The organism is Aquimarina aquimarini, from assembly GCF_900299535.1.
GTDB lineage: Bacteria > Bacteroidota > Bacteroidia > Flavobacteriales > Flavobacteriaceae > Aquimarina > Aquimarina aquimarini.
In genome coordinates, this window is sequence record NZ_OMKE01000001.1 from 77,873 (window position 1) to 94,409 (window position 16,537).

General features: G+C 32.5%; 10 protein-coding genes and 1 other RNA gene. 6 read left to right on the forward strand and 5 right to left on the reverse strand.

Going from position 1 to position 16,537, the window contains the following annotated elements:
* Positions 1-31 precede the first annotated feature (31 nt).
* Positions 32-4,546, reverse strand: coding sequence for an RHS repeat domain-containing protein (locus DG508_RS00315; protein ID WP_159090559.1), 4,515 nt, complete (start codon positions 4,544-4,546; stop codon positions 32-34).
* A gap of 273 nt (positions 4,547-4,819) precedes the next feature.
* Positions 4,820-5,218: a transfer-messenger RNA gene (ssrA, locus tag DG508_RS00320) on the reverse strand.
* Between the two features lie 149 nt (positions 5,219-5,367).
* Here ssrA and DG508_RS00325 point away from each other — a divergent pair.
* From DG508_RS00325 to DG508_RS00340, 4 genes are all read left to right on the forward strand, one after another.
* Complete coding sequence (locus DG508_RS00325) at positions 5,368-6,576, forward strand: NAD(P)-dependent oxidoreductase (RefSeq protein WP_108866240.1); 1,209 nt, start codon at positions 5,368-5,370, stop codon at positions 6,574-6,576.
* A 27-nt stretch (positions 6,577-6,603) separates the two neighbouring features.
* Positions 6,604-7,425 carry an orotidine-5'-phosphate decarboxylase gene (gene pyrF, locus DG508_RS00330; protein WP_108866241.1) on the forward strand — a complete coding sequence of 274 codons (822 nt, stop codon included), beginning with the start codon at positions 6,604-6,606 and terminating at the stop codon, positions 7,423-7,425.
* A 307-nt stretch (positions 7,426-7,732) separates the two neighbouring features.
* Positions 7,733-8,512, forward strand: a complete 780-nt coding sequence (locus tag DG508_RS00335; RefSeq protein WP_108866242.1) for an ABC transporter substrate-binding protein — start codon at positions 7,733-7,735, stop codon at positions 8,510-8,512.
* 100 nt (positions 8,513-8,612) lie between these two features.
* Positions 8,613-9,392, forward strand: coding sequence for an alpha/beta fold hydrolase (locus tag DG508_RS00340; RefSeq protein WP_108866243.1), 780 nt, complete (start codon positions 8,613-8,615; stop codon positions 9,390-9,392).
* Between the two features lie 13 nt (positions 9,393-9,405).
* On the opposite strand, the gene DG508_RS00345 is transcribed toward DG508_RS00340, so the two are convergent.
* Complete coding sequence (locus DG508_RS00345; protein WP_103864835.1) at positions 9,406-9,582, reverse strand: Lacal_2735 family protein; 177 nt, start codon at positions 9,580-9,582, stop codon at positions 9,406-9,408.
* Between the two features lie 200 nt (positions 9,583-9,782).
* Complete coding sequence (locus DG508_RS00350; RefSeq protein WP_108866244.1) at positions 9,783-10,499, reverse strand: DUF4197 domain-containing protein; 717 nt, start codon at positions 10,497-10,499, stop codon at positions 9,783-9,785.
* A gap of 114 nt (positions 10,500-10,613) precedes the next feature.
* Between DG508_RS00350 and DG508_RS00355 the strand changes: the two genes are divergently transcribed.
* Positions 10,614-11,570: an MBL fold metallo-hydrolase gene (locus DG508_RS00355; protein ID WP_108866245.1), complete on the forward strand. Its 957-nt coding sequence runs from the start codon at positions 10,614-10,616 to the stop codon at positions 11,568-11,570.
* Here DG508_RS00355 and purU read toward each other — a convergent pair.
* Positions 11,565-12,419, reverse strand: a complete 855-nt coding sequence (gene purU / locus DG508_RS00360) for a formyltetrahydrofolate deformylase (protein ID WP_108866246.1) — start codon at positions 12,417-12,419, stop codon at positions 11,565-11,567. The genes DG508_RS00355 and purU overlap by 6 nt on opposite strands.
* Positions 12,420-12,688: 269 nt before the next feature.
* Between purU and DG508_RS00365 the strand changes: the two genes are divergently transcribed.
* The gene (locus DG508_RS00365; RefSeq protein WP_108866247.1) at positions 12,689-16,123 is read left to right on the forward strand and encodes a methylmalonyl-CoA mutase family protein; all 3,435 of its coding nucleotides are present in this window, start codon (positions 12,689-12,691) and stop codon (positions 16,121-16,123) included.
* Positions 16,124-16,537 lie beyond the last annotated feature (414 nt).

Below are 16,537 nucleotides of genomic sequence, written 5' to 3' on the forward strand. Positions count from 1 at the left end.
ATATTTTGAATATCAATAGTTGCTTACATTATTAGTTCTGTAAGTCAAAAGGAGTAAGTATTGCCCTTTCTAAATCCACCGACAACATGCCTTCTTGAAAAGTTGTAAGCTCACTTTTAATATCCATAATTCTAGTGGGGTTTGCAGAAGGGCCTATGGTAACTCTACATACTAGCTGTCCTGTTTGACCTATCAGACTTCTTGGTATAAAAAAGATTTCGGTAGTTTCAGGGATAAATATTCCAAGAGGATGTTTTGCCTTTCCTATTTCTATAAACCATTCTGTGGTATAAGGCGTTGTTATTGCTTCTAATCCCGTGATACTATAACGATATCCTCCTCGCTCTGTATACCATCCAGAACTGTAATATGATTTAGGGTATTGTAGCTTAAAAACAGTACTGAACTGTGCAGCACTTGGTATTGTAATATTATCTATTAAATGAGGTCGTGGATAGTAAAATACAGGATGTAAACTAGCTCTACTTCCTTCTCTCCAAGGAAATTCTGTAGCATTAAAATCACTAGGAATAGGAATTTTATATTGCCCGTAATTTAAGTGAACTTTTACACGATCTAGTTCTGTATTTCGATTACCTGTACCTCCAACAGTAATTGTAGTAGAATCAGGATCTTGCTCCAGATCAATATCCCAATTACTATACCCCCAGGGAATATCGAAACCTGTTGAAGGAAAATTAGTGTCTTCTATACCTAAAATTGTACTGGCTACTACTTCACAAACATTGGTATTCGAATTTGTTAAAAAATGAGTAGTTGATCTATCATAGGGGTCTAAGCCTTTTTTAAATACAACAGGCTTACTATAGTATATTTCTGAAGTAGTTGTTCCAGAAACTGTAGTAGTACCAGAGCCTGTTTTAGTTATTCTACAAAATATTTTTCCAGTTACTCCATTTAGACAACCAACAGGAAACAATACATTGGGTAACTCTGATACAGTTGTTGCCATAGCTATTTCTTTTCCATTTGCTAAAACAATACCCCATTCTACTCTATTTGATGTGTTATCTACATCTTTACCTACTAATTTATAAGACATTCCTTTTCTGGCTGTCCACCATCCTGAACTGTAAAATGTATCAGGATAAGGCAGATTGTATCCACTTAGTGTAATAGGTACACTAGGTATCCCATTTTCATGTGCTTTTGGTCTAGGAAAATATAATACAGGATGTAAACTTTTATTTTTGGTCACAGTATTCTCCTCTATTTCTGGCCAATAATATTCTGATACATATGGTTCATTAGGAATAGGAATACGATAATCTTTTAGAGCCCCCACTTCTATATAAACTTTAGACGATTCATTTCCTACAATATCATTTATATCAACTATTGGTGCTGTTCTGTTACACGGGCTACTTGCCCCCTTATAGGCATAACAATATTCTTTTAGAATTTTACCATAATGATCCTTAATAGTTTGTAAACGGTTAAAATCATCATAATAATAATATGTAGTCATACCTATAGGATCTGTAATACTAGTTACTCCAATTAAAGGGTCGTAAGTATAGGTAGTTATCTGCCCTTGGATAAAGGTAGCTCTCAAAGCATCTAATGCGTTTTTAAATGTTTGCTCTGTGGTAGCATTACTATCTTCATTAGATAGTTGTTGTAATTGTGTAATGGTAGCTTGTGGAATGTCCTTATAAGGAACATTTTTTAAAACCGCAATTATCGCACTGTTTTTATAGCCATAGATATAAGAGGTTTCAACTCCATCAGTTTGCAATACAGACAATACATTACCTGATCCATCATATTGTTTATACTCTATTCTGTTTTCTAAAGCTGTATTTTCTTTGGCTGTTTGTTGCAGTTCTGGAGCTATAATTGAATTTTGCCAAGTTTTAAAACTTGTGCGCTGCGTTTGAATTTTTTTATCTCCTACATAAGATTCACTTTGGATTGGCGTAGTATATCTTTTAGTATTAATCAAATGATCAATTGCCAAGGATTCTGTTGTACTTAGACCAGACAGAGATGTCTTTTCATCGGGATAGTAAAAGATATTTTTAACAGGCGTTCCTAAACTGTTGGTTGCAGTTTGTTCTTTAAGCACAGAAAACAAAGGGTGATATTTTTGATTTGTTTGAGTAGTTTTGGTGGTACCATCTTTATAAAAATCTTTTACACTTTCTCCTGTTTTTATATGGCGTTGCGATGACAAATCTAATTTTTGTGAATAATAATTTGAACGCGTAGATGGTTCTCCAGATGGATCGATAAAATCCCCTTCTATCTGTATAAGGTCTACAGAAAAGGAATCTAAAACATCCTTTGTATAGGTAACATTAGTTCTTTGTAATAATTTACCTGTAGCATCATACAAACGCTGTAGTTTTAGTTTTCCTCGAGATAAACCTTCATCTACCATTACATTTTGGAAACCTCCATTTTTATTATAAAAAGTAACAGCAGGCTCACTTACTGCATTTGTTTGATTTCTAAACAATGTTCCTATATCATATACGGGAGCCTGTATATTAGGCTCGTCCTTTGAGCTTGTATATATATTTTCGGTTATTCCATGATTTTCTCGATTTTTAATCAAAACTCTAGAATATCCAACATATGCACCATCTGTTAGTTCTGCCTGAAATTGTGAAGATGAATATACCTCAAAAAGAAGGTCTTCTAGATTGCCATTTGTCGAATCTCCATAACCAATCTTTACATTACCGTAAGTAGGTATTGCATTTAACTGCCCAGATGGTTTCCAATTGGTATCAATATAACGATAGTCCAATACCTCTTGATGTCCTGTTTCATCTATAATACGCTGAGATTTGATACGTAGACCTCCTCCTTTTATTTCTTTGGTGTTTACCAAAAAAGAGTTTAGTTCGTATGAAAACTGTGTAGAAGCTCCTGTTGGATATCGTATACTCTTTAAAGCTCCAGCTTTTGCATATTTTAGGTCGGGCACCATAGAATAATCTCCTGGTAATTCACGATAATTTTGACCTAATGAAACTGGAAAAAAGGAATATTTCCCTTTATTAACAGAAAAATATAGCTTTGGAAAAGCTGGATATCCATCACGAGCAATTGCAGGTCCATTGGCATATCCTAAAAAATCCTGATTATAAGTCCCTCGTGGAGGTAATGGTGTTGTATCATAACTAAATACATATCCAGGTAGTTCTCTTCCTATTTTATTAAATATACGAATTCGATCTAGTCGTAAACGCTTACATTCAGGAGTGGTACAATTTAAACTCGATTCAAAATAAGTATACTCAAACTTAAATGTTTTAATTACCTCCCCATGAAAGTTCTTAATTTTAATCATGGTCAAAGCTCGGTCTCCTAATAGGTCTTCTCTATTTTTAGCATGAATAAATTCTACTGAACCTTCTTCAAAAATAATGGTATTAAGTCTGTTTAATTGCGGATGTTTTGTTTTTAAAAACTGAGCCTCATGAACAAAAGGGTTTAGCGGTCTTCCTGTATCAAGACTACTTCCTAGATAACTTTTAACCTGTGTTAATTTAACCTCACTACTTGATAATCTGTAGGTATCATATTCAAATTTAATTTCTCTATGGGTTGTATTACTCTTTATAGATGACAAATGATAAGTATCTACCTGATTATAAGAGTACACCTCATATTTTCTTTCTCTATCTCTTGATTTTGTATGAAATGTATCTGCATTTTGAGAAATATCAAGATTCCCAAATTGATAGGTAATACCTTGTGGATTGGTTATGCTAATATTATTAACACATTTAATGGTTCTTACTCCTTGCCAGCCATCATCAAATCCAAATAGATTAATAGGATTACTCTCTCCAAAAGTAGAAGTAATACTATTCCCTTGATGATGTAATTCCATCACACTTTTATCCAAGCGATGTACAAATGATGTTGATAATCCTGGGGCATTCACATTGAAAATATCAGGCCTTGGGTCATCATGCTTTGTTTGTAAGTTAAATGCATTGGTATTCATATCAGCACTATTATTGGCTGGTAATGCAAAAGGCAAAGTAGCTCCTAATAATGATTGTATTGATGTATGAGAAGCATAATCTAAACGATGACTCCACCCTAAACTTTTTAACGTATAATGATTATCAACTCGAGGTGTTTTTTCTGCTTTATAATAAAAATCCTCAAGACCTTTTACCGTCTTATTTATACTTCCTCCTGCGCTTAATGACCAGTTACTCCCTACTGAGGATGGGATATCACCTATCTTTACCCCAGAGGTATTATACGAGATAGTAATTGGAACACTAAGACCCCCTGATTGAATTTCATATAAAGGAATAGTAACATTTGCCCTACCAGTGTATGGATTCATGGGTATTTGTGTTACTTTTTGAAAGCTAGCCATATTGGGCGTACTTACATTGTAAACACCTAAAGCTGAATTTACATTAAATTGGTTTACAGGAACAGCATTTTGACCAAAGGATGAAATACTGCTTACCCCTAGAATAAATAACCCTATTATTATTTTTCTCATGGTAATACCACAAGAAAATAAGGATACAAATAGTGTATGCATTGTTTGTGAGTTTGTTTTAAGTAATTATTAATTTAATTTTTTCCCAGTGCAATAGTAAGCATTAGAAGTCCCGTTTTTTGAAACTGAAAGAAAAAAAATAACATTTTTTTGAAAAGATTATATTCCCAATACTAACTGCAAGATTACTTAGTGTATGAAAAACAAGTTTAAAGACTGGTAATCAATACATAAACCTGTCTTATATATGTATTCGTTATGTTTTTTAAAATCAAAATGCCAGACAAAATTGTCTGGCATTTGAAAAAAATGTCTTTGTGGAGTCGGAGGGATTCGAACCCTCGTCCAAACAAGTAATACAATAGCTTTCTACATGCTTAGTTTTTGTTTAGATTTTCGTCTGATTGCCGGTCAAAAACTACCAACGCACAGCTTATTCTCAATTAAATTTCGAAATTATATCAAGACACTATAATCTCTAGGTTTACTTTTACGATACCTCATAATCAATCGCCGCAAACCAAGGCTATTGAGAGGTATCCTGCTTGTTCACCTTGTGAACCGAGGCATTATCCTACTAAAATTCAGATTATGCAGCTAGGGCGTAGTTATTCTCGCCGTTTAAAAAGGTGAAATAGATATTAACGAGCATTAATTTCATAGCTCGGCGTGCTTACCACCACATTAATCTCGCTGTCAAAACCAGTCGACCCCAGTAGTGTTTTTCCGAAATTTGATTATTCTTATTTGATCAATAGAAAAACTATTTCCAATTTGATCAAAAAAACTTTCGGGCAACAAATATAATCATAATTATCATATCTTTACTCCCGTTTTTTAATACAAAATTTATACCAATTCATATGACCAAATTCGGTGTTATCAAAGAGCGAAAAAACCCGCCAGATCGTCGGGTAGTGTTTTCGCCAGAAGGTTTAAAATCAGTGATTAATAATTTCTCTAAGGCTTCTTTTGTAATAGAACCTTCTGATGTTAGAGTTTTTGATGACAATGAATATCATAATGCAGGGTTCAAAATTTCTGATGATTTATCTAATTGTGATGTATTACTAGGAGTAAAAGAGGTGCCTATTGATGCATTGATACCTAATAAAAAATATTTTTTCTTTTCGCATACTATCAAAAAGCAAACTTATAATAGAGATCTGCTTAGAGTAATTTTGGATAAGAATATAGAATTATACGATCATGAAGTGATTGTTAATAAACAAGGATTTAGATTAATTGGTTTTGGGCGATATGCTGGGATTGTTGGTACTTATAATGGTTTTAGAGCGTGGGGATTAAAGCATGATACTTTTTTATTGCCAAAAGCAGAAACGTTGAATAACCAAGAAGATTTGGAAACAACGCTGTCAAAAATCAAATTACCCAATATAAAGATAGTACTTACTGGAAATGGTAAGGTAGGAAGCGGAGCTAAAGAAATATTAGATGCTATGCAAATCAAAGAGGTATCTGTGTCTGAATATTTGAATACTACTTTTGATGAGCCTGTTTATGTGCAATTAGATGTTTTGGATTATAATAAACGCAAAGATGGACGTTTTATTGATAATGCTGATTTTTATACCAATGCAAAGGAGTATCTAGGAGATTTTATGAAATTTGCAAAAGTAAGTGATATGTATATTGCGGGACACTTTTTTGGAGATGGAGCACCTTATATCTTTACAAGAGAAGATGCCAGACATAAAGATTTTAAAATCAAATTGGTCGCAGATATATCTTGTGATGTCGATGGACCTGTTGCAAGTACAATTCGTTCCTCTACAATTACCGACCCAATTTATGGGTATGATCCAAATACAGAAACAGAGATTGATTTCAAAAAATCAAATGCTATTGTGGTGATGGCGGTTGACAATTTGCCATGTGAATTGCCAAAAGATGCAAGTGAAGGGTTTGGAGAAATGTTTTTAGAATATGTAATTCCTGCCTTTTTTAATAATGATAAAGATGGGATTCTTGAAAGAGCAAGAATGACCCAAGCAGGAAAACTAACAGAGAGATATAGCTATTTACAAGACTATGTAGATGGTAAAGAATAATTTTAATAAAAATTTGACTAATAAATTATGACGACTCAGGAACTAGTGGCACAAATACATAAAAAACAATCGTTTTTATGTATTGGTTTGGATGTAGATTTAGCTAAAATCCCAAAACACCTATTAGAAGAAGAAGATCCGATTTTTGAGTTTAATAAAGCTATTATAGATAGTACAAATCATCTGGCTGTAGCATATAAACCTAATACTGCTTTTTATGAAGCGTATGGAATCAAAGGGTGGAAATCTCTAGAAAAAACAATTAAGTATTTGAATACAAATTATCCAGAGGTATTTACCATTGCAGATGCCAAACGAGGAGATATAGGTAATACAAGTACAATGTATGCCAAAGCTTTTTTTGAAGATTTAGCATTTGATTCTGTTACTATTGCACCATATATGGGAAAAGATTCTGTAGAACCATTTTTGGCTTTTGATCATAAACATACGATACTTCTTGCATTGACTTCTAATCAAGGGGCTTTCGATTTTCAGACAAAAGATACAGAAGGAAAAGAGTTGTATAAACAGGTATTAGAAATATCAAAATCATATAAGAATTCTAAAAACCTGATGTATGTGGTTGGTGCTACCAAGACCGAATACTTTTCTGAAATAAGAAAAATTGTACCAGATAGTTTTTTATTAGTTCCAGGAGTAGGAGCACAAGGAGGAAATTTACAAGATGTATGTAAATATGGATTGAATGATCAGGTAGGATTGCTTATTAATTCATCCAGAGGTATTATATATGCTTCAAATGATAAAGAGTATGCAAAAGCAGCAACAGATAAGGCACTAGAGCTTCAACAACAAATGAAAGAGATTCTGGAAGAAAGAAAATAAAAAAAAGGAACAAGAATTCTAAAACTTGTTCCTTTTTTTATTTTCAAAAGAATGTAAATTAACGTCTATTGGCGTTAAATACTTGTCTTGCATATCCATAAAGACCATATGCAATGAAAATAACGAAAAATGCCATTATTCCATAAATGGCAACATTTAGTAATACTGAATTCATAGCCCCGTGTTTTAAATTAGTAAGTAACTATATGTAATATAAGAATTTTTTGAAGAAAAACCTAGGGTAACTTGCTAATTTTTAGCGTGTTGTTTGTTTTTTTTATTAAGAAGATAATAATAGTTTTGTTTCATGATATATAAAGATCAATTAAATAGAGAAGTTGTTCTTTCTAGAATTCCAACCAGCATTGTTTCATTAGTTCCTTCGCAGACTGAATTATTAGTAGATTTGGGATTGTCTGATTGTATTGTTGGTGTCACTAAGTTTTGTGTGCATCCAGCTACAATAAGAAACGAAAAAGTTATAGTTGGAGGGACCAAAAATATCAATTATGATACGATCAAAAAATTAAACCCTGATATCATACTTTGTAATAAAGAAGAAAATACAAAAGAAATTGTAGCTTGCCTACAAAAAGAATATCCAGTACATGTTTCAAATATTTTTTCTCTATCCGAAGCTTTGGATATGATTAAACAATACGGGGAGATTTTTGATAAGCAAACAGAAGCGACAGTATTGATAACTAGGATCAAATCAGAAAAAGTATCTTTTGACACGTTTATTGATAACAAGCCTCAAAAAAGAGTCGCATACTTTATCTGGAAAAAACCTTGGATGGTGGCTGGTAAAGATACTTTTGTAGACTATATACTCAAAATGAATGGTTTTGTCAATGTTTTTGGAAATAAAAGTAGGTATCCAGAAGTTCTAGAAAAAGAACTTTTAACAATCAAAAATATAGATTTAATACTGTTGTCATCAGAGCCTTATCCTTTTTCAGAAAAACACTTGAAAGAGTTGAAAAATATGACTAATACAGAAGTTATTTTGGTAGATGGAGAATATTTTTCGTGGTATGGATCACGTTTGGTAAATGCTTTTTCTTATTTTAAAACACTTCATTAATTTTTGATGATATAGTAATTTTTGTATAAATATTTCTATAAATAGGTTTGATATTAAAATAACTGTATATTTTTGATGTAAATTCATAAACTACAAACTATTGCTTAATTATACAGTATATAATCACCCAGAAAGTACATCATGGGTAACTTTTGTTCATGGGGCAGGAGGGAGTTCTTCTATCTGGTATAGACAAGTTAGAGAATTTAGAAAGCATTTTAACGTACTTTTATTAGATCTTAGAGGGCATGGTAATTCAAAGCCTGTTCTTAAAGAGGCATTTAATCCTAAGTATACTTTTGATACAATAACAGATGACATTTTAGAAGTTATTGATAAAGAAGGAATAGAGAAATCTCATTTTATAGGAATTTCTTTGGGAACCATACTGATAAGAAATTTGGCAGAAAGACATCCTGATCGAGTGTGTAGTATGATTATGGGAGGAGCAATTATGAAATTGAACTTGAGATCACAAATTTTGATGCGATTAGGTACAGTGTTCAAATCTGTGATTCCTTATATGATTTTGTATAAATTCTTTGCTTTTATTATTATGCCTAGAAAAAATCATAAAGAGTCTAGGCTTCTTTTTGCAAATGAAGCAAGAAAACTATATCAAAAAGAATTTGTAAGGTGGTTTAAATTAACTTCAGAAATTAATCCATTATTACGTTTTTTTAGAGCAAAGGATATTTGTATCCCTACTTTGTATATGATGGGAAAAGAGGATTATCTTTTTCTACCTTCGGTACAAAAGGTAGTGGCAGATCACGAATTATCAGAATTGTTTATTGTTGAAGATTCAGGACATGTTGTAAATGTAGAACAACCAGAAATATTCAATAAAGAGTCAATTGCATTTATTAAGCAAATTTGATTTACAATTTTGTTTAGGCTGACTGCCCTTCAATTTTTTTTATTTGAATCAAAATCTTGTCAGCCTCTTGATGTAGTAAATCACTTTTATCCTTATCGGTAAGTGCCAGTTTATACGAACTTTTCATTAATTTGCAGTAGGTATGCTGTAACTTTTCCAATTCAGTTTTATGTTTTAACCAAGCTAACATTTCTTATCTCTTATCATTTATGATACAAAGGTACAGGATAAAAGAAAGAGAGTTTCTTAATGGCTAGTTAACATAGTTTAAAATTGTGATAAATATAACTTATGGATTAGTTTTTAGGTGTTTATGGCGTTTTTTGTGAGATTGTGTTATACCAATTCAATAATTATATGCCATTTGATATTTAAATGGTTACTATGGTGTTAGTCTTGTAAAGCAAACACTTTTCTCAATAAATCTGTTGTTCTAGAGCTAAACTTTGTTCTGATATCTTTTTCCTCTACAGCAATCATAGTATATACTCCTTTTAGGGCTTGTTGAGTTACATAATCAGTTAGATCAGGGTTGATTTTTTTTGTAAAAGGTATAGTGTTGTATTTTGTGATAATATTTGACCAAATTTTATCAGCACCCACTTTTGAAAAAGATTTATTTATAACTGGATTAAATTTTTGATAAAGTTGACTTTGAGTCTTGCCAGTAAGGTATCTTGTAGCAGAATCATCTTTACCCAAAAGGATTTGTTTAGCATCAGCAAAAGTGATTTGTTTTACTGCATTTACAAAAATAGGAGTAGCTTCTTTTACCGCATCTTCTGCGGCACGATTAATAGCCTTTAACCCCTCATCTGCAAGGCTACCTAATCCAATGTCTCGTAAAGTTTTATCTACTTTTTGTAATTCTTGTGGAAGTAATATTTTTACTAGTTGATTTCTATAAAAACCATCTTTTAGAGTAAGTTTTGATACTTGTTTGTCAATTCCCTTGTCTAGTGCTTGTCTCAGTCCGTTAGCGATATCGATATTACTTATTCCAAAACCACCACCTGTTGTTGTTTGCGGAAGACTATTGACTACCTGTTGAAGTTCTGCACAGCTAAATAATAAAAAAGCAGTAAGTACAATAAAAATTTTTTTCATGATTTCTTGTTAGATTTGAGATTGTAATTAAATGTGCTACAAATTTAAGATGATTTTAGTCAAAATAGAGATAAGCACCCTTAAATCGTTATTAGAAATTAATACCAATAACATATGAAATCAAATTTAATTTTTTTAATAGTATCTATTCTAATTATTTCATGTAAAAATGAGAAAGTATCGATAAAAAACCAATCTGATCTATCAAATAAAACCAATCAATATATAACTGTATTAGGAATAGCGCAAGATGGAGGGTTTCCTCATATAAATAATACAGATGAATTTGAAGAAATCAAAGAGAGTAAGAGTAAAAAAGAGTTGGTGACTTCGTTAGGAGTAATTGATCTTACAGCGGGTAAAAAATTTATGTTTGAAGCAACCCCAGATATGCCAGAGCAATTAGCAATTTTGAATAAAGGTCATTTGCAGAGCAATAGGATTGTTGATGGGATTTTTTTGACACATGCGCATATAGGACATTATACAGGGTTGATGTATCTAGGAAGAGAAGCTATGGGAGCAAAGAGAATTCCTGTTTATGCCATGCCTAGAATGCAATCTTTTTTAGAGAATAATGGACCTTGGTCGCAATTAGTGTCACTAAATAATATACAGATCAATCCTATACAGGCAGATAGCACAATAAGATTGACCAACTCAATACAAGTAGTTCCTTTTTTAGTACCTCATAGAGATGAGTTTTCAGAAACAGTAGGGTATAAAGTTATTGGCGATCATAAAAAAACATTATTTATTCCAGATATTAATAAATGGTCGCTTTGGAAAAAAAATATTGTAGCAGAAGTAAAGCAAGTAGATTATGCTTTTATTGACGCTACATTTTTTAAAAACGGAGAAATCCCTAGGCCAATGGCAGAAGTACCACATCCCTTTATAGAAGAAACCATCACCTTATTCAAAAATGAACCAAGAGAAATAAAAAACAAAATAATATTCATTCATTTTAATCATTCAAACCCAGCAATAAAAAAGGGAGGGCAAGAAAGGCAATCTCTAGAAAAGGAAGGATATCGTTTTGCAAATACAGGAGATATATTTCCTTTATGAAAAAATAACAGTTTTATTATTATAAACCAGTACCTTTCTCTCTATATGGTGTTTGATAGCACGTGATAATACAATTTTTTCTAGGTCACGTCCTTTTAAGATAAAGTCATGTACATTATGTACATGAGAAACACGTACAACCTCTTGTTCGATGATAGGTCCTTCATCTAGATCAGAAGTTACATAATGACTCGTTGCTCCAATGATTTTTACCCCTCTTTCATAAGCAGAGTGATAGGGTTTTGCTCCAGGAAATGCTGGTAAAAAAGAGTGATGTATATTTATGATTTTATGAGGAAACTGATCTACAAAATTCGAAGAGAGAATTTGCATGTATCTAGCTAGAATAATAAAATCAATTTTATATTCTTTTAGTAAATCCAATTGCTGAGTCTCTGCCTGAATCTTTGTTGTTTTTGTAACAGGAATATATTTGAAAGGAATTTTAAAAGCATCAGCGATAGGTTTTAAGTCTTCATGATTGCTTATAATAATTGGGATTTTTACTTTTAACTCACCAGAAGCATGTCTTCCTAAAATATCATAAAGACAATGATCGTATTTAGATACAAAAAGAGCCATTTTTGGTTTTTTTTCGGCATTATACATCTCCCAATGCATGTGATAATCTTTGGCTACATGTTTGTTGAAAGAGTCTTTGAATAAAGCCAGTTTTTCTTCATCTTGATCAAACTCACATTCCAAACGCATAAAGAATTCCTTTAATTCATGATCTACGTGTTGTTCTATATATATAGTATTACCTTTTTTTGCTACTATAAAATTGGTAACAGTTGCAATGATTCCTTTTTTATCGGGGCAATTAATTAATAAGGTTGTTTTTTTCATTATAGCCTATGTTTTAGAATATAAACTTACTATTTGAAGAATTAAAATTTTAATATTTCATGTAAATATTCCTGTTTTTTAATTGATTCGAGATAGATTGCTGTAATCGATGCGTAATTTTTAAAAAACCAAGGATAATAAGTGCTAAATTTGAATGAAAAATAAAGAAGATATCAAACGTGTGCTGTTAATTAGATAATTCTAAAAAAAATAGTCATTTTGATGCATATTTCGTAAATTTGCAACATTAAAACTACTTATTATTGTCAATGGAACAAATAGCACCTTACATACCTCAGAATAAAGTTAGAATTGTTACTGCAGCCTCATTATTTGATGGGCATGATGCAGCCATCAATATTATGCGTCGTATTATTCAATCAACAGGAGTCGAAGTCATCCATTTAGGACATGACCGCAGTGTTGAAGAAGTTGTAAACTGTGCTATACAAGAAGATGCTAATGCTATTGCAATGACATCATATCAAGGAGGTCATAATGAGTATTTTAAATATATGTATGATTTGCTAAAAGAAAAAGGAGCAACTCATATCAAAATATTTGGAGGAGGTGGAGGAGTAATCCTACCAGAAGAAATCAAAGATTTGATGGAGTATGGGATTACACGTATCTATTCGCCTGATGATGGAAGAGAGCTAGGGTTACAAGGAATGATTAATGATTTGGTAAAAAGATCAGATTTTCCTATTGGTGATCAACTTAATGGAGAAGCTAATCATTTAGCAGAAAAAGAAATAGGAGCGATTGCACGTGTTATTTCTGCGGCAGAGAATTTTCCTGAAATAGCCAAAACTACGCTGGATCAAATTCATGAAAAAAATAAAACCTCAAAAACTCCAGTATTAGGAATTACGGGTACTGGAGGAGCTGGAAAATCTTCTTTGGTAGATGAATTAGTTCGTAGGTTTTTGATAGATTTTCCTGAAAAAACAATCGGATTGATCTCTGTAGATCCATCAAAACGTAAAACAGGAGGAGCATTATTAGGAGATAGAATTAGAATGAATGCCATTAATTCTCCTAGAGTATATATGCGATCTCTGGCAACCAGACAATCTAATTTGGCACTATCTAAATATGTTGCAGAGGCAATAGAAGTTCTCAAAGCAGCAGAATTTGATCTGATTATCCTTGAAACTTCTGGAATCGGGCAGTCTGATACTGAGATTCTTGAACATAGTGATACCTCATTATATGTAATGACTCCTGAGTTTGGAGCAGCAACACAATTAGAAAAAATAGATATGCTGGATTTTGCAGATCTGGTAGCGATCAATAAATTTGATAAGCGAGGTTCTCTAGATGCATTGCGGGATGTAAAAAAACAATACATGCGTAATCATCAATTATGGGATATTCCACAAGATCAATTACCAGTGTATGGAACCATAGCTTCTCAGTTTAATGACCCAGGAATGAATACGCTATATAAAGCGATCATGGATAAGGTTGTAGAGAAGACAGGAGCTGCACTCAAATCAGACTTTCATATCTCTAAAGAAATGTCTGAAAAAATATTCGTGATTCCACCAAGTAGAACCCGATATCTATCAGAAATTGCAGAAAATAATAGAGCATATGATAAAACAGCAGAAACTCAAGTAGAGGTAGCTCAAAAATTATATGGAATATATAAAACTATTTGCAGTGTTGCCAATGTGCATTTTCTTGGACTGTCAAAGAATGGTATTGATGAAGAAGGACTCCGTCATCAACAAAATGATGAGAATGCAGATTTTTTAAAATTACTTCTTGCAGAGTTTGATAGAGTAAAGCTTAATCTTGATCCCTATAATTGGGAAATTATTACAGGATGGGCTGTCAAAGTTAAAAAATATAAAGACCCTATTTATTCTTTTAAGGTAAGAGATAAAGAGATAAAAATAGAAACACATACAGAGTCCTTGTCTCACAGTCAAATTCCAAAAGTAGCATTACCTAAGTATCAGGCTTGGGGAGATATCCTCAAATGGTGTTTGCAAGAAAACGTGCCAGGAGAATTTCCGTATGCATCAGGATTATACCCTTTTAAACGTACAGGGGAAGATCCTACACGTATGTTTGCAGGAGAAGGAGGGCCAGAGCGTACCAATCGCCGTTTTCATTATGTAAGTTTAGGAATGCCAGCAAAAAGATTATCTACAGCTTTTGACTCGGTAACTTTATATGGGAATGATCCTGATATCAGACCTGATATTTATGGTAAAATAGGTAATGCAGGAGTATCTATCTGTTGCCTTGATGATGCCAAAAAATTATACTCAGGATTCGATCTTACGCATGCAATGACTTCTGTAAGTATGACTATCAATGGTCCTGCACCGATGTTATTAGGATTCTTTATGAATGCAGCAATTGATCAAAATTGTGAGAAGTATATAAAAGAAAATGATTTGGAAGCTGAAGTAAAGGCAAAAATCAAAGAAATATACCAAGATAAAGGAGTAGATCGTCCAGAATATCAAGGTGAACTCCCTGAGGGGAATGATGGATTAGGGTTGATGTTGCTTGGTGTTACAGGAGATCAGGTGTTGCCAACAGATGTTTATACTCAAATAAAAGCTCAAACCCTAAATACAGTTCGTGGAACTGTACAAGCAGATATTCTCAAAGAAGATCAAGCACAAAATACCTGTATTTTCTCTACAGAATTTGCGTTGAGATTAATGGGGGATGTACAAGAATATTTTATCGATAGGCAAGTACGTAATTTTTATTCGGTATCGATTTCAGGGTATCATATTGCAGAAGCAGGAGCAAACCCAATTACACAGCTGGCATTAACACTAGCAAATGGTTTTACTTACGTAGAGTACTACCTAAGTCGTGGTATGGATATCAATAAATTTGGACCTAATTTATCCTTTTTCTTTTCTAACGGAATTGATCCAGAATATGCAGTAATAGGACGTGTAGCTAGAAAAATATGGGCAAAAGCTTTGAAAAATAAGTATGGAGCAAACTCCAGAGCTCAGATGTTGAAATATCATATTCAAACATCAGGAAGATCACTACATGCTCAGGAAATTGATTTTAATGATATTCGTACAACATTACAAGCTCTGTATGCAATCTATGATAATTGTAATTCATTGCACACCAATGCGTATGACGAGGCGATTACTACGCCAACAGAAGAGTCTGTAAGACGGGCAATGGCAATACAACTAATTATTAATAAAGAATTAGGATTGGCAAAAAATGAAAATCCAATTCAAGGATCTTTTATTATAGAAGAGTTAACAGATTTGGTAGAAGAAGCTGTATTGACAGAATTTGATAGAATTACTGAAAGAGGTGGAGTACTAGGAGCTATGGAGACGATGTATCAACGTAGTAAAATACAAGAAGAGAGCTTGTATTATGAAACTCTTAAACATACAGGAGAGTTCCCAATCATAGGAGTAAATACTTTCTTAAGCTCAAAAGGATCTCCTACAGTAACACCAGGAGAAGTTATTCGTGCTACAGAAGAGGAGAAACAATATCAGATTACAATGCTAAAAGAGTTGCATAACGGAAATATTGATACTACAACTGACTTATTAAAAGACCTACAACAAAGAGCAGTCAATAATGAAAATATTTTTGAGGCTCTGATGGAGGTTTGTAAAAAATGCTCACTGGGTCAGATTACGGCAGCTTTATTTGAGGTAGGGGGACAGTATCGTAGAAATATGTAAAGATTTAAAATCTAAAAATTAGACTATATAATCTAGTAAAATATACTTATAGGTTGAAAAGCCTTATATTTTTTATCAAGGAATGACAAAAGTAATGATCAGTTATTTTTGTCATTCCTTTTTTTGTAATGAAAAACTCTACTCGCACTCTATTTAAAATTAAAGAGTATTACAGAGACTTTTTACGGCTTTATTCCTGCTCTTTACGTTGCAAATATATTCTTAGATAGAAATATATTTGTACGATTAATATTACTTTTTAACCCGATTTATGCATTAGAACTTCGTTATGAAGCTATGAAGTACAATAACAAAGAGATACTTTCTTAATTTTAGCGTAGCATCACCACGATTAAATTAAAAAATGTAACGTCACGCCCGTTTTTGTAGAACTTGCAAAATGTAATAGATTTT